Genomic DNA, 22,624 nt, shown 5'->3' with positions numbered 1-22,624 from the left:
CGTTTAATAGCTGAGTTTACTTGAGGAAGTAAATGTAAACGCAGTTGAGAGGCGAATTTTTAAGCTAAGCACGTAAATGTTGTTATGGAGAAAATTTCGGAGGGAAAGACCAAGGAAGTCTTTTCCCTTGATAACGAACATGTTCTCCTTAGGTTCAAAGACTCCGTAACTGCTGGGGATGGGGCCAAGGCGGACGTGATAGAGGGGAAGGGAGTTCTGAATGCCCAGACCTCAGCTCTCCTCTTCAGATTGCTGGAGAGGGATGGCATAGAGACCCATTACGTAGGAATGAAGGACGAGAGGACCATGATTGCCAGAAGATTAACCATGATACCCGTGGAAGTTGTGTTGAGGAACTACGCCACGGGGAGTATCGTGAAGAGGTTGCCCATAAAGGAGGGGGAAGTCTTCAATCCGCCAATCGTGGAGTTCTTTCTCAAGGACGACGCACGTCACGATCCCCTGCTCAATTACCACCACATGAGACACCTCAAGCTCATGAATGAGGAGGAGGCAAGGCAGGTGGAGGATATCATGGTCAGGGTTAACGATACCCTATCCAGAGTGATTTCCAAGATGGGACTCATACTCTATGATTTCAAGCTCGAGTTTGGGAGAGATGGAGGTAAACTTGTGGTGGGAGATGAGATCTCCCTGGATTCCATGAGAGTGAGGGAACCCAACGGGAGGATCTTGGATAAGGACCTTTACAGGAAGGGATATCCACTGGATCAGGTCAAGTCCTCCTACGTGGAATTTCTGGACAGGTTGAGGTCAGTGATATGATGTACAGGGTGGAGTTAATAATACTCAACAAGGATGGAGTGAGGGATCCGGAGGGCGAGACCCTCAAACGATACGTAGTGGACTCCACCTTGCCCGGTAAGGTTGCTGAGGTGAGAGTGGGAAAGATAGTGGTTGTAACCATGGAGGCTTCTTCAAGGGAGGAGGCAGAGAAATTAACAAGGGAACTGGCAGAGCAGAGAAGGCTGTACAATCCCATAGTGCACAAGCTCCAGGTGAGGGCAGAGAAGGTTGAGGACGGCAGTGATTAAGTTTCCAGGTACCACCTGTGAACTTGACGTTGTGAAGGCTCTGAAAGAGGTTGGCGCACAGGCGGAGGTGGTTAAGTTCAACTCCCTGGATCCCGACAGGTATGAGGCAGTGGTCATCCCTGGGGGCTTCAGTTTCGGGGATTACTTGAGGGCTGGGGCCATTGCTGCCAACAGTGAGGCCATGAAGGGGGTAAGGGAGATGGCCAATGAGGGAAAGCTGGTCTTGGGTATATGCAACGGGTTCCAGATCCTGGTGGAGTCCGGACTGCTTAGGGGTGCCCTTCTTCCCAACATTAACTTGAGGTTCGTAACCAGGTGGGTCAGGATAAGGGTCAGGAGAAAGGATACCCCCTTCACAGGGGAGAGTAAGGATGTGCTTTTCATGCCCATAGCCCACGCGGAGGGGAGGTACTTTCTTGATGACGAGGAGATGGCCTCCAGGCTCGCTGTTTTCCAGTATGTGGATGAAAGGGGAGAACCATCACCCCAAGCCAACCCCAACGGATCTCTCATGAACATTGCAGGAATCACCAATGAGGCAGGGAACGTTCTTGGATTGATGCCACATCCGGAAAGGGCCTCCTTTTCCTCAATTTCACCCGATGGATCGAGAGACGGACTTGAGATATTGAGGGTGTTTGGGAAATGATCCTCACACTATCAAGTGGCGAAATGGAAGTGGTGAGAAGGGTTCTGGGGAGAGAACCCAGGGAAGCGGAATGGAAACTGGTTGATGCGCTATGGTCTGAGCACTGCTCCTACAAGAGCTCAAAGGTTTTCCTCAGGAGTCTGCCCAGCACCGGTCCCAACGTCATAATGAGCGTGGAGGACTGGCAGGATGCCGGTGCAGTGGACGTGGGGAACGGGCTTGCGCTAGTTCTCAAGGTTGAAAGTCACAATCATCCCTCGGCAATTGATCCCTTCAATGGTGCAGCCACTGGAGTTGGGGGAATTCTGAGGGATATTATAAGTAAAGGGGCAAAGCCCATAGCCCTTCTGGACATGATAAGGGTTGGGAAACTTGACGAGAAGGGAAAGTGGTTACTCAGGAACATTATTGCGGGAATAGGCTTCTACGGAAACAGCGTCGGAGTTCCTGTCGTTGGAGGGGAACTTTCATTTGACGAGACCTATAACGATAATCCACTTGTGGACGTTGCATGTGCGGGGATCGTGAGCAAGGATTCCATTGTGCCCAGTGTAGTTAAGGAGCCAGGTCTGAGACTTGTCCTCGCCGGCTTCACGGGATTGGACGGTCTTGGAGGAGCTTCCTTTGCCTCCAGGAAACTGAGCGGTATGGATGAGATCGGAGCGGTTCAGATAGCGGATCCTTTTGCGGGGAAGATAATCATTGACGTGACCCTGGAGGTCGCAAAGGAGGTTGAGGCCATAAAGGATCTTGGGGGCGGAGGACTGGCCGTGGCAGTCACGGAGATGGCCAACGGACTTGGTGCGGTGGTTAACCTAGAGAAGGTACCCTTGAGGTTCAAGTATCTTTCGCCGGAGGACATCATAATATCTGAGACCCAGGAGAGGATGCTCTTTGCAGTGAAACCTGAAAGGGTGGAGTCCGTGTGCTCCAAGTTCAGGGAGTACAACTATCCGTGCGAGGACATAGGCGAGATCACCGCTGACCCCACCATAAGGTTCCAGTATAATGGGCAGGTAGTGGCTGAGTTACCCTCAGACCTCCTTCTTTCTCCTCCCCTCAACGTCTGGCCGGCGGAGAGAGCCTCAAGGAGGAGAGAGCCAGGGAGGGAGGTTCCCCTCGGGGAGGCATTGAGGGCTATACTCACTCATCCTGATCTGGTAAGCAAGGAGTGGGCCTACTCCCAGTTTGATTATGAGGTTGGAACGTCCACTGTGGTGAAGCCGGGGCAGGCGGACAGCGCTGTAGTGGAGTTGCCCAACGGGAAGTATCTTGCGCTGAAGGGAGACGCCAACCAGGATCTCTGTGCCGAGGACGCGTACGAGTGTGGTAAGGCCATAGTTGCCGAGGCATACAGGAACCTAGCTACGGTTGGGGCAAGGGGAATAGCCCTGGTGGATCACCTTCAGTTTGGAGACCCCAGAAAGCCCAACGTGTATCAGGACTTCATAGATGCAGTGAGAGGGATATCGGAAGCCTCAAAGTTCTTCTCCATTCCAGTGGTAGGAGGAAAGGTATCGTTCCACAATGAGGACAAGAACGGAAATCCCATAAAGCCTACCCCTCTCGTGGTGATGGCGGGACTCATTGAAGGTAAACTGGCTAGGAACAGGATAGATGAGGGCAACCTTGTACTGATTGGGGAGACAAGGAACGAACTGGCTGGAACCCTCTTCTCCAGGATATTCGGTGGAGGTGGAGAAGTGGCCAAGACCAGGTTAATGGAGGATCTGATAGCGTCAAACCTGGTGATAAAGGGAATAAACGAGGGCAAAGTAATCTGGAACAAGGATATATCCAAGGGTGGTCTTGCGGGAGCGCTTCTCCCAATCCTGACCAAGGGATTTTCCGTGAAGATTTCCTCCTCTCACGTGGTTGGGACCTCAAGCGTCCTCGGAAAGATGTTCTCGGAGAACGGAGGGAGGTTCCTGGTGCTCACAAGCGATCCACAGTGGTTTATGTATCAGGCTGGAAGGATGGGAATACAGGCCTCTGCAATAGGGAAGGCAACCAGGGATGGAGGCAAACTTGTCCTGGACGACGAGACCTTCCCCATGGATTCCGTGGTGGAGAACTACTATACCTTTCTGGAGGGGTCGTTATGAACGTAAGGGAACACTGTGGGGTTTTCGGGGCCGTGGGACCAGACTCGACGAAGCTCACCTTTGAGGGTCTTAAGCTCCTTCAGCACAGGGGGCAGGAATCGGCAGGAATCTCGTGGATAGAAGGGGGTAAAGTCCTTACTAGAAAGGGACTTGGCCTGGTGGGTGAAGCTCTGGATCCCAAGGACATAGGGGAGTCGTTCTTTTCCATTGGTCACGTGAGGTACTCAACAACTGGGTCCACCACACTTCAGGAGGCCCAGCCCCTAGACGATGGTTCCATAGCGGTTTCTTTCAATGGTACCATAACCAACCATTTCAGGTACGGGAGGTTCTCCACGGACACGGAGTTCATTCTCTCCTTTCTCAGGGGGCAACTCTCCCAGGGAAGGAGCCTGGAGAGCTCAGCTAAGGCATTCATGGACGTCGCTGACGGAGCCTTTTCCCTTCTGGTTCTCTCCTCTAGGGAGGAAATCGTGGCCATGAGGGATCCTCGGGGTTTCAGACCCCTTGTCATAGGCGAGATAGGGGAAAACAAGGTTGTATCATCTGAGGACTCAGCAATCAAGCAGTTGGGGGGAAGGGTAATAGGTTTCGTTCATCCAGGGGAGATAGTTAAGATAACCAGGGATAACCTGATCAGGGAGAGGGTTTCCTCCCTTCCTACGACCACGTGTGCCTTTGAGTACATCTACTTCTCCAGGGCTGATTCCGAGATAGATGGAATCTCAGTGTACGCGTCAAGGATCAGGCTCGGAGAGTTACTGGCCAGGAATCATCCAGCACGGGGAGACATCGTGGTCCCGGTGCCTGACTCTTCAAGACCCATTGCTCTGGGTTTCTCAAGGACGAGCGGTATCCCCATGGAGGAGGCCCTGGTTAGAACCGTATCCTCAAAGCGATCCTTCATTATGCCATCCAACGAGAAGAGGAACGAGGTATTGAAGGAGAAGTTTGGGGTTGTTGAATGGGCGATCAGGGGAAAGAGAGTAGTCTTAGTTGACGATTCCATAGTCAGGGGAAACACCATGAAGAGGTTGGTGAACTCGCTGAGGAACGCCGGGGCTAACGAGGTTCACATCAGGATCGGGTCACCCATGATCAGGTTTCCCTGTTACATGGGAATTGATTTTCCCAGAAGATCGGAGCTAGTGGCCAACGTTGGGGATGAGAGGGCCATAGCTAGAGAGCTCAATGCCGATAGTGTGGAGTATCTCTCCGTGGAGGAGATGGTTCAGGCCATTGGGAGAACCACCCTATGTAAGGCATGTTTCACGGGAGAATACCCCTTGAAGGGGAAATATGACCTCTCCAGTCTGGAGAGCGTTTTCGCAAGGTGATAAAATGGCGGGAATAGTCGGTCTCCTGGCATTCGATAAGGTATGGAACATATCCAGGTTCCTGTACTACTCCATGATAGGGCTCCAGCACAGGGGCTACGCCTCAAGTGGAGTGGTAATGCTAAACCAAGAGATGAGATCAGTCACGAGGGACGTATCGCCCGAGGACCTAGAGTTTCAGCTGGAGGGATGGGCAGGAATAGGCTACACAGGATCAAGGAGGGGTTACCCCATCCACAACGATGAAGTTGCCATTGTAGTGGATGGGGTTCTCAGGGAGCCTGAGAACTTCCTAAAGACCTTCACCAGGGACAGGGAAAGAGCGCTCGAGGAAGCCAAGGGAGCTTTCTCACTAATAGCCATGACCCGTGACGGTGAGATAGTGGGGTATAGGGATGAAACTGGGGTGAGACCTCTCAGCTTGGGAGGTTTCGGCTTCGATATGGGCATAATTGCGTCAGAGCCAGTGGCAATGTCGGTGATAGGTGGGGATTTCAGAAGAGAAGTGATGCCCGGAGAGATGGTTACAATCTCGAGCTTAAACGTCAAGTCAACGCAGATTAAGGAGCCCAGAAAGGCTTACTGCTCCATTGAGTATGTTTACCAGGCGAGGATAGACAGCGTGGTGAACGAGTCCAACGTGTATGAAACCAGGGTGAGAATTGGGGAGCAACTGGCTGAGGAGAAACCCATTGAGGCTGACACCGTGATAGGCGTTCCTGACACAGCGCTTCCCTTCGCCGTGGGCTACTCTAGGAAGCTGGGCCTTCAACTGGACCTGGGTTTCACGAGAACCGGAAGCCCCATAAGGACCATGCTGGCCTCCGACAGCTTCCTGAAGATAGTGGGAGTACAGCTGAAGCTGAACCCCATAAAGAGCGCAGTCTTCGGGAAGAGGGTGGTACTGATAGATGATTCAATGGTTACTGGAACAACTCTGAAGAACACCATCATGAGCCTCAGGAGGCTTGGCGCCAAGGAGGTTCACGTACTTATCGGCAGTCCCAAGCTTATATCAGCCTGTCCGTACGGCATAGAGGTACCAGAGGATAAGGAGTTAATCGCTGCGAACCTCTCGGAGGAGGAAATAGCCAAGGTTCTGGGCGCGGATTCGATTCACTGGTTATCTCTAGAGGGGTTATCCAGGGCAATATCCAAGTCCACCCTCTGCACGGGGTGCATGACCAAGAGGTATCCAAAGGTGATCTGAATGAAGGTTCTACTCGTGGGAGATGGAGCTAGGGAACACGCAATGGCGGAGGCGCTGGCGAGCTCTCCGCAGGGATACAGGGTATATGCCCTTTCCTCTTACGTGAATCCCGGGATCAGGGAGGCGGTGAACAGAACTGGCGGAGAATACACTCAAGGAAACATAAACTCCAGGGAGGAGGTAGCAAAGGCCATCAAGAGGTTCAACCCAGACTTCGGTGTGGTTGGACCAGAGGATCCCCTTTTCCACGGCGTAGCTGACGAGTTCAGGAAGAACGGAATACCGGTTGTGGGTCCCAACATGGCGGGGGCCGAGATAGAGAGATCCAAGGTGTGGATGAGACAACTCATGTGGAAGTACAGGATTGATGGCAGGCTCAGGTTCAGGAGCTTCACCAGCCTTGAGGAGGCCTCAAGGTTCATTGTGGAGTACGGAGGGTCTGTGGCCGTGAAGCCAGCTGAGCAGGTGGGAGGAAAAGGAGTGAAGGTTGTGGCGGACATTCAGGCTTATCTCTCCAACGAGAAAAGGAGGGCGTTAAGCAAGAGCGTGGACGAGATAGGGTCTCTAGTGAAGAATGAGGTCAAGATAATCATCGAGGAAAAGGTGGATGGGCCAGAGTACACCCTTCATGTCCTGACTGACGGCCATACCTTCCTACCGCTTCCGCTCGCGCAGGACTATAAACATGCATACCAGGACGGAATAGGCCCCGAGACGGGTGGTATGGGATCCGTTTCAGGTCCGGGGAGACTCCTTCCGTTCATCAATGAGGAAGAGTATGAGAAAACACTGAAGATTGTTCAGGACACGGCCAGGGCCATCGGCCAGGAGACGGGGGAATCATACAGGGGGTTCATTTCAGGACAAATGATGCTCACCGAGCTATGGGGGCCCACCGTGATAGAGTTCTACTCCAGAATGGGAGACCCGGAGACCTCGGCCATCATACCCAGGATAACCTCAGATTTCGGTTACCTTCTACAACTTACTGCCGAGGAGAGGTTAACTCAGGCCAAGCTTGAGGTGAGGATGGAACCCTCGGTGGTGAGGGCTGTCGCCCCCCTGGGTTATCCATTGAGAAGGGATATGGCCACGGGAAAGGAGATTTCGCTGGACGTTAAGGCCATGAGGGAGAAGGGATGTCTGGTGTACTTCGGCTCCATATCCTATGAGGGTGGCAAGCTCGTGACAAAGGGATCAAGGGCACTGGAACTGGTGGCTCTGGGCGACTTTGAGGAATCCTCCAGGAAACTGGACGGTTGCATCAAGATGATCTCAGCCAACACCGAACTGGTGTACAGGACTGACATTGGTAGAACACTGGGAGAGCAGGTTGAGAAGGCCGAAATCGTGAGATACTCCTATCAGAATAGGATAAGAAGGAATTCCCTGGGAGTATCTGCCGACTGGGCACCAAACGGTGGTTTGTGGTGAGCGACTACAAGGATGCTGGGGTGGACCTAGAGAAGCTGAAGGGAATTCACAGGGACATCGCCTCCATGATATCCTCCACCTACAGGAGGACAGTGCTGGGGGCAGGTCACTACTCTGGAGTCGTGGAAATAAATGGACTGAAACTTGCCATTCACGTAGATGGAGTTGGCACAAAGGTACTCCTTGCCAGAAAGGCAGGGAAGTATAGAAGTGTGGGAATAGATTGCGTTGCCATGAACGTGAACGATCTCATTAGCATAGGTGCCAGACCCATTGCCATTGTAGATTACATAGCCATGGAACAGCCCTCCGACGACGTGATCTCCGAGATAGTTCAGGGACTTGTGCAGGGCGCCAAGGAATCTGACGCAGATATTGTTGGAGGAGAGACTGCGGCAATGAAGGATGTGGTTAACGGCTTCGATATATCCTGCACTGCCCTGGGAGTTGTGGAGAAGCTGAAAACTGGAGAGGAAGTTTCACCCGGTGACGTCCTAATAGGACTGGCCAGCAACGGAGTTCACGCTAACGGCTACTCCCTGATAAGGAAGCTACTTAACGAAGGGAAACTGTCCTGGAAGGACTGGGAGGAAGAGCTCCTAAAACCCACGAGGATTTACGTGAAACCAGTCATGGAGATCCTAGATCTCATCAAGGCTGCAGGCCATGTGACAGGAGGTTCCTTCACCAAATTGAGGAGGATAACCAGCTACTCCCTGGAGTTAACCCTTCCAGATCCGCCCTCAATCTTTAAGGCCATTGAGCAGGCCGGTGTGTCCCACGAGGAAATGCACAGGGTCTTCAACATGGGTGTTGGGATGGTGCTCTTTGTGGACAGGAGTTACGCCGAGGAAGTTCTCAGGAAATTAAACCCCTACGTCCCATCACAGATCATTGGAGAAGTTAAGGACAGCCTAGGTCAGATTAAAATAACCACGTACAAGTCCCAGTTTCTTTATTTATAGAATTTTATCAATCCCTTTTAAACTCTGAATGATAAAGCAGTTTCTAGTGGCTAAGTATGAAGCCAGTTGATATAAAATCTCTCGTAAATTATGTCTCTTTGAAGATACTAGGAGGAGGCGACTATCTACTGAACGCCTTGGAGGAATACCTAGTGAAAGGTGAAGGACCGGCCATTGTAGCCCACAAGTACAATATCTCAAAGCATCAGCTCAGGGGTTACGCTCAACGTATCATTGAGAAGAGCGGTAGCGAGATCAGGGCCAAGAAGGTCATTCCCATTCTCCAGTATCTAGCTGAGGGCATTGAGCCCATAGTTGAAAGGAACGACAATGGAGTTTACACGTGCAAGCTCTGCAACACCGTAGTTGCAAGGGAGGATACGGAGGAACATGTCAGAAAATATCACAAGGATCAACTTTCTCTTGCTATCAAGAAAATGATGGAGAGACTAGAGGAGTACAAGGCGAAAAGAGAGAAGGCCCTCGTGGTCACCGCCTCATAAAGTTAAGATTTCTCGTGTTTATGTCCCAATCTGCCTAGGCAAAGTTTTTATGTTAAGATAGGATAGTATTACCTTGCCATGAACAAACAAACTGTAAGTTTGAGGCTTAAATATGAAATTCTAGATGAAATAAATAGGCTGATGCCAAAGGCTGACGTCAGGACAGTGTCGGAATTCATCATCACGGCCATTAGGGAATGCCTCGATGACGAGATGTGCATGAAGGATTTCGATGAGAAAATACTACACCAAGGATTACCGTAACCTTGATTGAAGGATTCCTTCAACTTTATCTTTATCAAGAATTACGTTATTTTCATTATCCCCATAGCTTATAACTCAGAGTTCTTCGTAAGAGTGAAGATGAAAATAGTCCTAGCTTATTCGGGAGGTTTAGACACCACTGTTGCAATCAGGTGGTTAAGCGAGACTTACCACGCAGAAGTGATAAGCGTTAGCGTAGATGTGGGGCAAAGGGATGACTTCAAGAAAATTGAGGAGAGGGCATACATGGCGGGAAGCGCTAAGCATTACCTAGTGGATGCAAAGAAAGAGTTCGCTGAGAACTTTGCCCTCAAAGACGTCAAAATGAACGGACTTTACGAGGAAGTGTATCCCCTAGCGACGGCGCTGGCCAGACCCCTCATAGCAGAAAAGGTTGCTGAAATCGCAAAAAAGGAAGGCACGGAGTATGTTGCCCACGGCTCAACGTCAAAGGGAAATGATCAGGTCAGGTTCGACCTGGCTCTGAAGACCGCGCTGGAGAACGTGAAAATAATTGCGCCGGCCAGAATCTGGAAAATGACCAGGGAGGATGAAATAGCCTTTGCCAGGGAAAGGGGAATACCCATAAAGACAGAGAGCAGTAAGTACAGCATCGATGAGAATCTTTGGGGGAGAAGCATAGAGGGAGACATCATCTCTGATCCCGCCTCAGAGGTTCCAGATGACGCATTTGAGTGGACGGCAGTGAGAAAACAGGATAAACTGAGGTTAAGCGTGGAGTTCGAGAAGGGAGTTCCCGTGGGGATTAACGGTGAGAGGCTTGATCCTGTGACGCTCATATCCAAGCTAAACGAGGAGATAGGTGCCAGGGGATTTGGAAGGGTGGAGCATCTGGAGAACAGGGTAGTAGGTTTCAAGTCAAGGGAAGTATATGAGGCACCTGCCGCACTGGCCCTCATTGCAGCGCACAAGGACCTGGAGAAAACCGTGTTGACACCACTGGAACTCAGGTTCAAGAGGCAACTTGATTCGTTATGGTCTGACCTGGTTTATCAGGGACACTGGTATGAACCCTTGAGGAATACCCTAGAGATTGCGGGAGACGAGATAAACAGGTGGGTGTCTGGAGAGGTCAAGCTTGAGGTTGATCACAAGAGTCTCAGGATACTAGGCAGGACCTCACCCTACTCGCCCTACTCTGAGAAAATATCCTCCTATAATAAGGGATGGTATCCCTCAGATGAGGAGGCCAGGGGATTCATTGAGATCTGGGGAATGCACTCCTTGCTAACAAGGAAGGCGAGGTATGGTTAATGCTGTACAGGAAGTGGGGTTCAAAGGAGGACAAGGTAGTAACCTATACTTCCTCCTCAAGGGAGGACGTCAGGATACTGGACAAGGTAAAGCAGGTAATGAAGGCCCACGTAATAGAGCTCTTCCTGTCTGGAAACATTACCAAGGATGAGGCCAGAAAACTGCTTCAGGGCATAAATTCCTTCACGAGGATAGATCCCTCCTATGAGGACGTTCATGAGGCACTGGAGGATCACCTCATTAAGACCGCCGGTGAGGCGGGTGGTTCGATAGGCCTGGGGAGAAGCAGGAACGACCATGTGGCCACGGCCCTGAGACTGGAAATGAGGGAGGAGTTACTTGCGCTCCTGGAACAGCTCTTGGACTTCAGGGGGATGATCCTGAAGAGAGCTGAGGAGAACCTTGGTACCCCCTTCGTTGTGTACACTCACTTTCAGCCCGCCCAGCCAACGTCCTTTGGGCATTACCTGCTCTACGTAGAGGAGGAGGTTGCCTCCAGGTGGAGTTCCATTTACAGGACCCTCGACCTGGTAAACAGATCTCCACTGGGAAGCGGAGCCATAGTGGGTAGCTCCGTTAACCTGAACAGGGATAGGGAGTCCACACTCCTTGGTTTCAAGGAGGTTCTCGTTAACACCATTTCAGCCACCTCCTCCAGGGCAGACCTCATCTCCTCAGTGATGGAGGTGGTCAATCTAATGCTGGCCCTGAGTAGGATCGTTGAGGACATGATACTGCTCTCCTCTAAGTTCGTGGGGATACTGGAGTTACCTGATACCCACGTGAGTACGAGTTCGCTCATGCCCCAGAAAAGGAACGCAGTTACCATGGAGGTGTTCAGGGCCAGAGTTTCAAGGGTACTCGGTGATCTAATGTCAATTGCGTCAACATACAAATCCCTTCCATCAGGGTATAATCTTGACCTCCAGGAGGTGAACCCGCTCCTCTGGGAGGTCCTTGATGAGACGAGGACCGGAGTGGAGGTCCTTCATGACCTTCTCACCAAGGTAAGGGTGAAGGAGTTCAAGATGGATAAGGAGATACTTTCCACAGATGAGGCGGAAATCTTGAGCGGAAAGGGAATCAGATACAGGGATGCATATTTTACCGTAGCCAAAGCAGTGAGAGAGGGCAAGTTCTCACCCACGATCACCCCTGAACAATCGGTGTCCAGAAAGGCAGTGAAGGGAAGTCCCAGCCCTGAGAGAATGAGAGAGGGTATTTCCCTCGCTAGGGAAAGATTGAATGGTGACGCCAATTTGTTAAGAGAATATAAAAACTGGATTCTCAAAGGAGAAGGGGAATTGAGGCTGATGGAAAATGACATACTGCAAGAGGGGAACTGAAGGACTGATATACCTTGAGGACGGAACCCTGCTGAGAGGTTGTGGGTTCGGTGCCAAGGGGGTAAGATACGGCGAAGTTGTGTTCACCACGGCCATGAACGGTTACCCCGAATCCATGACTGATCCGTCGTATAGGGGGCAGATCCTCATCATAACCCATCCCCTCGTGGGCAATTACGGAGTACCGGATCCCATTGTGAGGAATGGAATCCTGCAGAACTTTGAGTCCGAGAAAATTCAAATTGAGGGACTTGTGGTAACGGAAGAGACTGATCCCTCCAAGTGGAACTCGTCCAAGAGCCTTCACCAATGGATGGCGGAACAGGGTGTTCCTGGCGTTTCCTCCGTGGATACCAGATTGCTAGTAAAGAAGGTCAGAACTTTGGGTTCCATGATGGGAGTGATAGCCTCGGGGGAACAGGTTGAGGACCCGAGGAAACATATTGAGCTGAGATACGACGAGATCGATTTCACAAGGTTCACCTCTCCCAAGTCTCCTATCATCCATCAGAACAACTCACCGGACATAATTGTACTCGTGGATTGCGGTATAAAGCACGGCATACTGGAGGAGCTTTACAAGACAGGATTTACCATTGTCAGGGTTCCTTGTAAGTCCAGCGCAGATGAGATAATGAACTACTCCCCTAAGGGTGTGGTTTTTGGAAACGGGCCCGGAAATCCCAACATTCTAAAGGATCTGGTGAAGAACTTCTCAGCAGTTATGGAGTACAAGTTGCCCACCCTCGGAATATGCCTTGGACATCAGGTGGCGACTCTCGCCCTAGGAGGAAATGTCAGGAAAATGAAATTTGGTCACAGGGCTATAAATAAACCAGTAATGGACGTTTCCAACAACAAGTGTTACATCTCCACGCATAACCATGGATATGGGGTGTACAAGGAGGACATTCCGCCAGACACCCAGATCTGGTTCGTGAATCCAGACGATGGGGTAGTTGAGGGATTGATACACAAAAAATTTCCCTTGATCACGACCCAGTTTCACCCGGAGGCTAGGCCTGGACCCAATGATACCACTTGGGTTTTCCAGAAGTTCAAGAAGATGGTGATAAAGGATGAAGGGAATTAAAAAGGTTCTAGTTGTGGGTTCAGGGCCCATTAAGATAGCTGAGGCTGCAGAGTTCGACTATAGTGGATCCCAGTCTCTCAAGGCCTACAGGGAGGAGGGCATAGAGACAGTGCTGGTTAACTCCAACGTGGCCACGGTTCAAACTAGCTACGGAATGACCGACAAGCTCTACATGGTTCCGGTCACCTGGTGGTCGGTGGAGAAGGTTATTGAGCAGGAGAGACCCGATGCCATAGCCATAGGGTTCGGGGGACAGACAGCACTTAACGTGGGCGTAGATCTTTACAAGAGGGGAATTCTGCAGAAGTACGGGATCAGGGTACTCGGCACTCCCATAGAGGGAATAGAGAAGGCATTGAGCAGGGAGAAGTTCAGGGAGACCATGATAGACGTTAAGATTCCTGTTCCGCCAAGTTTCTCAGCAAAGAGCTCAGAAGAGGCTCTGGAAAAGGCCGAGGAAATTGGCTATCCAGTAATGGTGAGGGTTAGCTTCAACCTGGGAGGTAGAGGTTCCACCGTTGCCTGGGACAGGGAATCCCTGAGAAAGAGCATAGACAGGGCGTTCTCGCAGAGCTACATCGGGGAGGTTCTAGTGGAGAAGTACCTTCATCACTGGAAGGAGTTAGAATACGAGGTGGTGAGGGACTCAAAGGGGAACTCTGCTGTCATAGCGTGTGTGGAGAACTTGGATCCAATGGGCGTTCATACTGGGGAATCCATAGTGATAACGCCCTGCCAGACACTGGACAATAAGGAGTTACAGGAGATGAGGACGCTTTCAATGAAGGTTGCAGAGTCCATAAGTCTAGTGGGAGAATGTAACGTGCAGTTTGCGCTGGATCCGAGTAGCTATACTTACTACGTGATCGAGACCAACCCAAGAATGTCCAGATCCAGTGCCCTCGCAAGTAAGGCCACTGGTTATCCACTGGCCTATGTGTCGGCTAAGCTATCCCTTGGTTACACGTTGGAGGAGATCTTGAACAAGGTATCCGGGGCAACCTGTGCCTGCTTTGAGCCCAGCTTGGATTACGTTGTCATGAAGATACCCAGATGGGATTTGCAGAAGTTTGAGGAAGTGGATACTAGCCTGAGCACCGAAATGAAAAGCGTGGGGGAGATCATGAGCATAGGAAGGTCCTTCGAGGAGGCCCTTCAGAAGGGACTGAGGATGCTTGATATTGGTGAACCTGGGGTAGTGGGAGGAAGATATTACATGTCCACTGCTCCCAAGGATGATGCCCTCAAGAAACTGAGCAAGAGAATACCCTACTGGCCCATATGGGCTGCCAAGGCGTTTAAGGAGGGGGCATCTGTGGAGGAAGTGTATAAGGTAACAGGAGTGGATAGGTTCTTCCTCAGGAAGATTGAGAACCTAGTCAAAACCTTTGAGGGAATCAAGGGATCCAGACTCGACCTGGAGAAGTTGAAGTACCTAAAGACGCTAGGTTTCAGTGATGAACAGGTGGCCATGGCTATCAACTCCAGCGAGGAGGAAGTATGGAAAGTTAGATCCTCTAATCGCATCCTACCCAACATAAAGCTGATCGACACCCTGGCTGGAGAGTGGCCTGCAGTCACCAACTACCTCTATCTAACCTACGTTGGGTCTGAGGATGATATAGAGCTGAACTCCACTGGGAACAACCTCCTCATAGTGGGGGCTGGAGGTTTCAGGATTGGGGTCTCCGTGGAGTTCGATTGGGGAGTGGTGGAGTTAATGAAGGCCTCCCTCAAGTACTTTGACCAGGTAGCTGTCCTGAACTATAATCCCGAGACCGTCTCCACAGACTGGGACGTAACCAAGAAGCTCTACTTTGACGAGATATCTGCCGAGAGAGTTCTGGACATAGTAAACAAGGAGAAATACACCTACGTGGCGACCTTTGCTGGAGGCCAGCTGGGTAACAATATTGCAAAGAAACTGGAGGAGAGAGGAGTGAAACTTTTCGGGACATCGGGATCCTCGGTGGACATGGCGGAGGATAGGGAAAAGTTCTCCAAGCTTCTGGACAAACTGGGGATAAAACAGCCCGAATGGATATCCGCAAGGGACTCAGGGGAGATAAGGAAGTTCGTGGATCAGGTTGGCTTCCCGGTATTGGTTAGACCAAGTTACGTGCTGAGCGGATCTTCCATGAGCATAGTGCGGAGTGAGCAGGAACTGGAGGAGGTCATTCAGAGGGCAAGGCTGTCCACGAGGTATCCCGTGGTAATCAGTAAGTTCCTGGAGAACGCCTTTGAGGCTGAGGTGGATGCTGTTAGCGACGGTAAGGGTGTAATTGGGGTGGTTATGGAACATGTGGAGGAGGCCGGGGTTCACAGCGGTGACAGTACCATGTCCATTCCCACCAGGAAGATCACTCCAGTGGTTCAGGACCTGAAGAAGATATCGCTGACCCTGGCTAGGGAAATTGGGGTCAAGGGGCCCTTCAATCTGCAGTTCGTGATAAAGGATAACGTGCCATACGTTATAGAAATGAACCTCAGGGCAAGCAGATCCATGCCCTTCTCCAGCAAGGCTAAGGGGGTTAACCTAATGGAGATGGCGGTGAAGGGTATCCTTCAGGGATTGGACCTTGATGAGTTCATGGAGCCAGAGAGCAAGTCCTGGGCAGTGAAATCACCTCAGTTCTCGTGGACCCAGCTCAAGGACTCCTATCCGTTCCTTGGTCCTGAGATGAGAAGCACTGGTGAGGCTGCGTCCCTGGGCACGAGTTTCTACGACGCATTGTTAAAGAGTTGGCTCTCATGTTCGCCAAACAGACTACCCAAGCAAGGCAAGATAGCGCTTGTTTACGGAAAGGAAAATATTGACTCGCTGAGGGAGGCTGGGCAGAACCTTGAGAGGTATGGTCTTACCGTGAATACCTTAGATTTCGCTGAAATTTCAGGGTTCGATGTTGTGAACCCAGAGGATGCATTATCCTTAATAAGGAAGGGACAAGTGGATCTCGTGGTGACTAACGGATACATGAAGAACCTTGATTATAACATTAGAAGAACTACCGTGGATCTCAACATACCAATCATCCTTAACGGAAGGTTGGCAAAGGAGGTGTCCCACGCCATGTCCCTGAACGAAATGACGTTCTACGAAATAAGGAGGTATGGAGGAGGGATCTGATGAAAGTTGCTCTAATCGTGGACATAGTCAGGCAAGAGGAGAAGCTTCTGGTGAAGGCACTGAACGATAAGCAGGTGAGTTACGACGTACTTAACGTGGCTCAGGAGCCCCTGCCCTTCAACAGGGCACTGGGCAGATATGACGTAGCCATTATAAGGGCGGTGAGCATGTATAGGTCCCTATATGCCGCTGCTGTGTTGGAGGGAACGGGAGTCCACACCATTAACTCAACAGACGTGATAAGTGTAGCTGGAGACAAGATATTGACCTACTCCAAATTGTTCAGGGCGGGGATACCTGTACCTCAATCCATTATTGCCATGTCACCAGATTCGGTGATGAAAGCTTACGAACAGATTGGGTTCCCTCTCATTGACAAGCCCCCAATAGGTAGCTGGGGAAGAATGGTTTCCCTTATCAGGGATATCATTGAGGGAAAGACTATCATAGAGCACAGGGAGATGATGGGTAATTCTGCCCTAAAGGTTCACATAGTCCAGGAGTACATAACAGGAAAGAACAGGGATATAAGGTGTATCGTAATGGGCAATGAGCTTCTGGGATGCTATGCAAGGAACATCCCTTCCAACGAATGGAGGGCAAACGTAGCCCTCGGGGGAACTCCAACTCCTCTTGAGGTAGATGACGCCCTTAAGGAGACAGTGCTAAAGGCTGTGAAAGTAATAAACGGCGAGTTCGTCTCCATAGACGTACTTGAACATCAATCCAGAGGCTACGTTATAAACGAGCTCAATGATGTCCCCGAGTTTAAGGGGTTCATGCTGGCCACAGGAATAGATGTTCCCAACAGGCTCGTGGATTACATTAAGGAAAAGTTTTCCTAATCCTGGTCCACCTTTCCCACCACCTCAGCAAGGAACACGTCATGTCTCGTGTCCTCCAAGATTTTTCTCATGGCATCAACTTTTTGCCTGAGTCCAGGAACTAAGGACTTGGGATACTCCAGCCTCCAAAGTATATCATAGAGGTTTTCCATCTCCTCCAGGATCCTCCTTCCCCTTTCCTTATCCCCCCTTCTAAGACTTTCAAGGGCAGCTCTCCTCATTTCTCCTATGACATCAGCCAACCCTGTAATGTAATATATATCAGGTATCCCTAGATCCTTGGGCAGATTCAGGGGTAAGTCAAAATAGAAGGAAAGCACCACACTTGCCTCGCTGATCTCCTGAAAGGCAACACCGACGTCACCAAACAACAGCTCCGGGAAGTTCTGGACAATGTTTTTGATCTCCTCAACCCTTTTCTTTGCCTGATTGTACTTCTCCATAGCTTCCTCCTTCTTACCCCTGTGACTCAGCGATATGGTCTCTCCAGAAAAGCGAATTACCTCCCTAGATATCTGAAGTAAACGCTCCCTGTTCTCGAACCTGGACATTAATTTTTCTTCTACCGATGAGATATACTCACCTATTATATCCGTGAACATAACGGGATTATGAGAGAGTGATTTAAAGATTTTCTAGGTTGCCTCTGCGGGCAGGACCTACTAAATTTAAATTACTTATACAATATAAGCACCCATGACAGAAAAGATATCCGTCGTTGGGGCAGGAGTTATTGGTGTGGGTTGGGCAACCCTTTTTGCGTCCAAGGGATATAACGTCTCATTATACACGGAGAAAAGGGAGACCCTAGATAAGGGTATGGAGAAGCTAAGGAATTACGTCCAGGTAATGAAGAATAACTCTCAGATAGCAGAGGACGTGAACACAGTGATCTCCAGGGTTACTCCCACGGTTAACCTGGATGAGGCAGTGAGAGGGTCCAGCTTTGTTATAGAGGCTGTAATAGAGGATTATGACGCAAAAAAGAAGATCTTTGGTTACTTGGATAGTATTCTCGATAAAGATGTTATACTAGCCAGCAGCACCTCAGGTCTACTCATAACTGAAGTCCAGAAGGCCATGTCTAGGTATCCTGAAAGGGCGGTGATAGCACATCCCTGGAATCCACCCCATCTCTTACCTCTGGTTGAGGTGGTGCCTGGCGAGAAGACGAGTAAGGAGGTGGTGGAGAGGACTAAGGCGCTCATGGAGAAACTGGACAGAATTGTGGTCGTCCTCAAGAAAGAGATCCCAGGTTTCATAGGAAATAGACTGGCCTTCGCTCTCTTCCGAGAGGCTGTCTACCTTGTGGATGAGGGAGTTGCGACGGTTGAGGACATTGACAAGGTCATGACTGCGGCCATTGGACTGAGGTGGGCATTCATGGGGCCATTTCTAACTTACCATCTGGGAGGAGGAGAGGGAGGCCTAGAGTACTTCTTCAATAGGGGTTTCGGATACGGTGCCAACGAATGGATGCACACCCTGGCGAAGTACGATAAGTTCCCCTACACTGGAGTTGTGAAGGCAGTACAGCAGATGAAGGATTACTCCTTCATAAAGGGTAAGACCTTTCAGGAGATCTCCAAGTGGAGGGATGAAAAGCTCCTGAAGGTATACAAGCTGGTTTGGGAACAAAAATAATTATTCCTTTTCTTTAAATTCTAGAATACCCATGTTCTCCAGGAGACCAGAATCGGTTACGTCAAAGAGTATGGCCTCTGTCTCACCCGTGTTTGTGTGACTATGCACTGCATTCGCGGGAACCACGAACACGTCTCCCTCATTCCAGTGGTATATCTCACCATCGATTTCGGAGTAACCCTTTCCCTTCACCACCAGGTAGATTGAGGCCATGTTATGGGAGTGAGGTTTGGTGCTTACCCCTGGCTTAATATACTGAAAACCTGCCATCATGTTGGGAGTTAGGCCCCTTGACCTTCCGGTACTGGGTGAATAAAACATTACCTTGGCTACGCCGGGTTCCACCTGGCCTCTCTCAGCCAACCTCTCTAGAAGGGATAGGGTAGGACCGAACCTTATTACCTTGGGCCTCACCTTGGGCGCCGGTTCCGTGTTCTCCATGAAGACAACTACCTTTAAATCGTCTCCCTCTATCTCCTTCACTATGTCACTTACATCCCTTTTCAGTTCAGACTGGAGATCCTTCCTGACTAGAAGTTTTGACATTGGATTTAAAGAGTATAAACAGTATTAAAAAGGTGACTTAGAATGAAGAAGGATTGCATTATAAAATCTGGATATGAAACCTGCGTGGAAATCTGCGGAAGGCTAATATGTGACGAGATTACTGTGAAAGAATATTCCGAGATATGCGAGAAATGCAATAACGGCGACAGGAGGGCCTGTCTGACCCTCTATTCTAGGTATGGTTGCTGGAGCTCCTCAGGGTGGTGGTTATGATTTGAATGCAAACCTCATTTACCAAGAAAGAAGGAGATCAATAACATCACAGCTCCTCCTAACGCAATGACTAGCCCTGATCTTATCTTTTCCTTAAGGGACCCCTCATAGGCCAGCCCCAGGAGGAATAGTTCCCCCAGGGACACCACGACCCCATAAACCACTGTTTTTGTCACCAACGTCACAACGAGGGAAAGAAGACCCAGAAAAGGAGACAGTCCATGGGATAGCACAGAAAGCACGATGGTTATTTTCATCCCGTAATCATACGTAGACCCCTTCAGGCTCCTCATCATCTGTCTTTCCAGCCTCTCGAACTCCAGTTTCCTCTCCTTTACCTCCACGATGAGGGAATTCCACGCCGAGGAGATGGCAACTGCTATCACTCCAGATATCACGGTTAGCTCTATCACCCCGGTGGAGGCCTTTGCCAGGGTTGATGAGACCAGAATACCCAGTGATAGTAGGACCCCATCAAACGCTCCCAGGATAAGATAGCGCCTCAACATGGGCCTCTCATTGCGAAGAGAATACCTTAAACCATCCAAGAATCGGTCAAACACGTTAGTATCTATTGATTCAACTTAAATATTAGTCTTCTCTACTCCCATAACCATGAACAAAAGAGTACTATTAGCGTTAGCCTTTGTGGTCCTCATCCTGACGGTTGCCGGAGTGGTTGCCGCTTCATCTTACAAGACCAGACTGACAATAACATCCCAGGGTTCAAGTTCCAGTGGGGAGTATACGCTTCAAGTGAAGGTTATCATGAATTATGGTCCATTTGGCGGAGAGCAACCGCTGAGCGACGCAGTTGTTCAGGTGACAGGGCAGAATGGAAGCTTCTACAGGAACTTCACACTCTCCAATGGCGTGGCCACTTTCACCCTACCAGAGGGGATATACACGGTGAATGTTGCCAGCCTGCATTACACTTTCAAGGTTGATCTGACCCAGAACGAGCTGGCCACCTTGACTTATGCGTATCTAGTGAGCTAAATTTTAATACGTTTATTTTCAAGTTCAATTATGATTAAGCTAGATGTAGTTAAGATAGATATCCCAGAGGGAACAAATGTAATTATCGGGCATTCCCACTTCATAAAAACAGCGGAAGACCTTTTCGAGACGCTAGCCTCATCCTCGCCAAGCTTGAAGTTCGGTATTGCCTTCAGCGAAGCCAGCGGGAAGAGGCTGATTAGATACGACGGGAACGACGAGGAGTTAATAAAGCTGGCCATAGAGAACTGCAAGAGAATATCTGCAGGCCACACATTCGTAATTTACATCAGGAACGGATATCCCATTAATGTCCTGAACAGGATCAAGGCGGTAGAGGAAGTGGTAAGGATACATGCAGCTACCGCGAATCCGCTTCAGGTTATAGTTGGAGAGACGGAACAGGGAAGGGGTGTACTAGGAGTTATCGACGGCATGACTCCCCTTGGAGTTGAGTCCGAGTCTGACATAAAGGAGAGGAAGGAGATCCTGAGGAAGTTCGGATATAAGAGATAGGGCCCTCTCCATCAATTCGTCAGAGACCTTCCTGTTCTTTCTGTATTTTATCATGGATGCACACATAAGGATGAGGGCCTGAAGGTATCTTTTTTCCGGGCCATCAACCTTCCTCCATGTCTCTTCCAGAAGTTCGTGAGCCTCCCAGAATCTGCAGTCATTGAGGAGATCCCAGAGCTCCACCTTGATCTCCCCTACCTTCACGAAGAAGAGGGGCTGACCCAGGTCCCTCACCGCCTCATCGAGATTACCCAGCACGTCTACCTCCCTGTACTTACAATCCCTGATCTCTACGACCCTATAGCCTTGTCCTTCCCTCCCCTGTACGGGGGATTCGGCGGGGTAGAATAGAATGTACCTTTCCACCATGTTTTTATTTTCTGAAGTGAAGTAATTAGTTTGATGCAGAAGGAAGCCACGCTATACACCAAGGTAGACAATAGGATAAGGTGTGACGCATGCGCCAGGAAATGTCTCATTGGTGAAGGACAAATAGGTTTCTGCGGAGTCAGGTCAGTCTCCAACGGCAAACTTTACCTGAACGTCTACGGAAAGGTTGCAGCGGCTCATATTGACCCCATAGAGAAGAAACCCTTGGTTCACTTCTATCCCGGCTCCAGGGTTCTATCCTTCTCCACATTTGGATGCAATTGGATGTGTATGTACTGCCAGAACTACGATATAAGTCAGAGGAGAGTCGTGGATGGAGCTGATTTAATGCCCGAGGACATTGTGGATATGGCAAGGGCGTATGAGGTTGAGGGGATAACCTATACATATAATGAGCCGGCAATATTTGCTGAGTTTGCCCATGACACTGGGGTGCTTGCCAGAAGGTATGGATTGCTTAACACCATGGTCACCAACGGATACTGGAGCGAGGAGCTTGTGGAATACGTTAAGGACTTTCTGGACGCGGTTACTGTTGATTTCAAGGGTAATGGGGAGCCAAAGTTTATGAGAAGGTATACTGGCGCCTCCGGTCCTGATCCCATTTTTCAGACCATATCGGAGCTGATTCGCAGGAGGATTCATGTGGAGATTACAGATCTAATCATCCCTGAGATAGGGGATAGCCTAGAGTACGCAAGGGGATTTCTTAAGAGGCTATACGACATCGTGGGACCTGACGTGCCGATACATTTCCTTAGGTTCCACCCGGACTACAAGCTGAACAACCTTCCCTTGACTCCTGTAGAGACCCTTGAGGCGCACTACAAGATTGCCAAAGAAGTGGGATTTAGATTCGCATATGTTGGGAACGTACCTGGCCATCCTCTAGAAAACACCTACTGCCCCCAGTGCGGTAATGTGGCCATAAGACGGTACGGCTTTAGAATACTGGAGTGGAATTTGACGGAGGACATGAGATGTGTGCGATGCGGTTACAAACTTCCAATAGAGGGTAAAAGATCCAAACATTATCGCGAGGACAGATTTGAATCAATTTATATTTGACTTTTTGCTATACAGTGAC

General features: G+C 50.0%; 24 protein-coding genes. 20 read left to right on the top strand and 4 right to left on the bottom strand.

Translation table 11 applies throughout. The features are described 5' to 3' along the window. The first annotated feature begins 84 nt into the window (after positions 1-84). The 15 genes from purC to lysX all read left to right on the top strand — a co-directional run bounded on the left by purC (position 85) and on the right by lysX (position 17,208). Positions 85-786, top strand: coding sequence for a phosphoribosylaminoimidazolesuccinocarboxamide synthase (gene purC / locus L3N51_RS04635; RefSeq protein ID WP_238025768.1), 702 nt, complete (start codon positions 85-87; stop codon positions 784-786). Next, positions 783-1,055: a phosphoribosylformylglycinamidine synthase subunit PurS gene (gene purS, locus L3N51_RS04630; protein ID WP_238025767.1), complete on the top strand. Its 273-nt coding sequence runs from the start codon at positions 783-785 to the stop codon at positions 1,053-1,055. The genes purC and purS overlap by 4 nt, the downstream gene beginning before the upstream one ends. Beyond that, complete coding sequence (purQ, locus tag L3N51_RS04625) at positions 1,036-1,704, top strand: phosphoribosylformylglycinamidine synthase I (protein WP_238025766.1); 669 nt, start codon at positions 1,036-1,038, stop codon at positions 1,702-1,704. The genes purS and purQ overlap by 20 nt, the downstream gene beginning before the upstream one ends. After that, on the top strand, positions 1,701-3,809 hold the full coding sequence (gene purL / locus L3N51_RS04620; RefSeq protein WP_238025765.1) for a phosphoribosylformylglycinamidine synthase subunit PurL: 2,109 nt from the start codon (positions 1,701-1,703) through the stop codon (positions 3,807-3,809). The genes purQ and purL overlap by 4 nt, the downstream gene beginning before the upstream one ends. After that, positions 3,806-5,146, top strand: a complete 1,341-nt coding sequence (purF, locus tag L3N51_RS04615) for an amidophosphoribosyltransferase (RefSeq protein ID WP_238025764.1) — start codon at positions 3,806-3,808, stop codon at positions 5,144-5,146. Before purL ends, purF begins: the two co-directional genes overlap by 4 nt. 4 nt (positions 5,147-5,150) lie before the next feature. After that, positions 5,151-6,356: an amidophosphoribosyltransferase gene (locus tag L3N51_RS04610; RefSeq protein ID WP_238025763.1), complete on the top strand. Its 1,206-nt coding sequence runs from the start codon at positions 5,151-5,153 to the stop codon at positions 6,354-6,356. Further along, a complete protein-coding gene (purD, locus tag L3N51_RS04605; RefSeq protein WP_238025762.1) occupies positions 6,357-7,790 on the top strand; it encodes a phosphoribosylamine--glycine ligase in 1,434 nt (477 codons plus the stop codon). After that, positions 7,784-8,755, top strand: coding sequence for a phosphoribosylformylglycinamidine cyclo-ligase (purM, locus tag L3N51_RS04600; RefSeq protein WP_238025761.1), 972 nt, complete (start codon positions 7,784-7,786; stop codon positions 8,753-8,755). The genes purD and purM overlap by 7 nt, the downstream gene beginning before the upstream one ends. Positions 8,756-8,811: 56 nt before the next feature. Beyond that, positions 8,812-9,258, top strand: coding sequence for a hypothetical protein (locus L3N51_RS04595; RefSeq protein ID WP_012021912.1), 447 nt, complete (start codon positions 8,812-8,814; stop codon positions 9,256-9,258). Positions 9,259-9,336: 78 nt separating this feature from the next. Next, positions 9,337-9,522, top strand: coding sequence for a hypothetical protein (locus L3N51_RS04590; RefSeq protein ID WP_238025759.1), 186 nt, complete (start codon positions 9,337-9,339; stop codon positions 9,520-9,522). Between the two features lie 99 nt (positions 9,523-9,621). Continuing rightward, positions 9,622-10,797, top strand: a complete 1,176-nt coding sequence (locus L3N51_RS04585; protein WP_238025758.1) for an argininosuccinate synthase — start codon at positions 9,622-9,624, stop codon at positions 10,795-10,797. Then, positions 10,797-12,143: an argininosuccinate lyase gene (argH, locus tag L3N51_RS04580; protein WP_238025757.1), complete on the top strand. Its 1,347-nt coding sequence runs from the start codon at positions 10,797-10,799 to the stop codon at positions 12,141-12,143. Before L3N51_RS04585 ends, argH begins: the two co-directional genes overlap by 1 nt. After that, positions 12,118-13,236 (top strand): glutamine-hydrolyzing carbamoyl-phosphate synthase small subunit, encoded by a 1,119-nt coding sequence (gene carA, locus L3N51_RS04575; protein WP_238025756.1) that lies wholly within the window; start codon positions 12,118-12,120, stop codon positions 13,234-13,236. The genes argH and carA overlap by 26 nt, the downstream gene beginning before the upstream one ends. Next, positions 13,223-16,363 (top strand): carbamoyl-phosphate synthase (glutamine-hydrolyzing) large subunit, encoded by a 3,141-nt coding sequence (carB, locus tag L3N51_RS04570; protein ID WP_238025755.1) that lies wholly within the window; start codon positions 13,223-13,225, stop codon positions 16,361-16,363. The genes carA and carB overlap by 14 nt, the downstream gene beginning before the upstream one ends. Continuing rightward, positions 16,363-17,208, top strand: coding sequence for a lysine biosynthesis protein LysX (lysX, locus tag L3N51_RS04565; protein ID WP_238025754.1), 846 nt, complete (start codon positions 16,363-16,365; stop codon positions 17,206-17,208). The genes carB and lysX overlap by 1 nt, the downstream gene beginning before the upstream one ends. Here the strand turns inward: lysX and L3N51_RS04560 are convergent. Continuing rightward, entirely contained in the window at positions 17,205-17,810 is a 606-nt protein-coding gene (locus L3N51_RS04560) for a haloacid dehalogenase (protein WP_238025753.1), read from the bottom strand. The genes lysX and L3N51_RS04560 overlap by 4 nt on opposite strands. Before the next feature lie 94 nt (positions 17,811-17,904). Here L3N51_RS04560 and L3N51_RS04555 point away from each other — a divergent pair, with 94 nt between their 5' ends. Then, entirely contained in the window at positions 17,905-18,852 is a 948-nt protein-coding gene (locus tag L3N51_RS04555; protein WP_238025752.1) for a 3-hydroxyacyl-CoA dehydrogenase family protein, read from the top strand. Here L3N51_RS04555 and L3N51_RS04550 read toward each other — a convergent pair whose 3' ends face one another. Further along, on the bottom strand, positions 18,853-19,398 hold the full coding sequence (locus L3N51_RS04550; protein ID WP_238025750.1) for a cupin domain-containing protein: 546 nt from the start codon (positions 19,396-19,398) through the stop codon (positions 18,853-18,855). Positions 19,399-19,440: 42 nt separating this feature from the next. On the opposite strand from L3N51_RS04550, the gene L3N51_RS04545 reads away from it, so the two are divergent. Next, the gene (locus L3N51_RS04545) at positions 19,441-19,632 is read left to right on the top strand and encodes a hypothetical protein (protein WP_238025748.1); all 192 of its coding nucleotides are present in this window, start codon (positions 19,441-19,443) and stop codon (positions 19,630-19,632) included. Between the two features lie 14 nt (positions 19,633-19,646). On the opposite strand, the gene L3N51_RS04540 is transcribed toward L3N51_RS04545, so the two are convergent. Next, positions 19,647-20,141 (bottom strand): hypothetical protein, encoded by a 495-nt coding sequence (locus L3N51_RS04540; RefSeq protein WP_238025746.1) that lies wholly within the window; start codon positions 20,139-20,141, stop codon positions 19,647-19,649. Positions 20,142-20,247: 106 nt separating this feature from the next. On the opposite strand from L3N51_RS04540, the gene L3N51_RS04535 reads away from it, so the two are divergent. Both L3N51_RS04535 and L3N51_RS04530 read left to right on the top strand, forming a co-directional pair. Then, positions 20,248-20,631: a hypothetical protein gene (locus L3N51_RS04535; protein WP_238025744.1), complete on the top strand. Its 384-nt coding sequence runs from the start codon at positions 20,248-20,250 to the stop codon at positions 20,629-20,631. Between the two features lie 27 nt (positions 20,632-20,658). Next, positions 20,659-21,147, top strand: coding sequence for an adenosine-specific kinase (locus L3N51_RS04530; RefSeq protein ID WP_238025879.1), 489 nt, complete (start codon positions 20,659-20,661; stop codon positions 21,145-21,147). Here L3N51_RS04530 and L3N51_RS04525 read toward each other — a convergent pair. Then, positions 21,049-21,516, bottom strand: a complete 468-nt coding sequence (locus L3N51_RS04525) for a DUF309 domain-containing protein (RefSeq protein ID WP_238025742.1) — start codon at positions 21,514-21,516, stop codon at positions 21,049-21,051. The two genes, L3N51_RS04530 and L3N51_RS04525, sit on opposite strands and share 99 nt — an antisense overlap. A 33-nt stretch (positions 21,517-21,549) precedes the next feature. Here L3N51_RS04525 and amrS point away from each other — a divergent pair, with 33 nt between their 5' ends. Further along, entirely contained in the window at positions 21,550-22,605 is a 1,056-nt protein-coding gene (gene amrS / locus L3N51_RS04520; RefSeq protein WP_238025878.1) for an AmmeMemoRadiSam system radical SAM enzyme, read from the top strand. Positions 22,606-22,624: the final 19 nt, after the last annotated feature.

Source organism: Metallosphaera javensis (ex Hofmann et al. 2022), assembly GCF_022064045.1.
Lineage (GTDB): Archaea > Thermoproteota > Thermoprotei_A > Sulfolobales > Sulfolobaceae > Metallosphaera > Metallosphaera javensis.
This window is presented reverse-complemented; position numbering and strand designations above follow the sequence as displayed.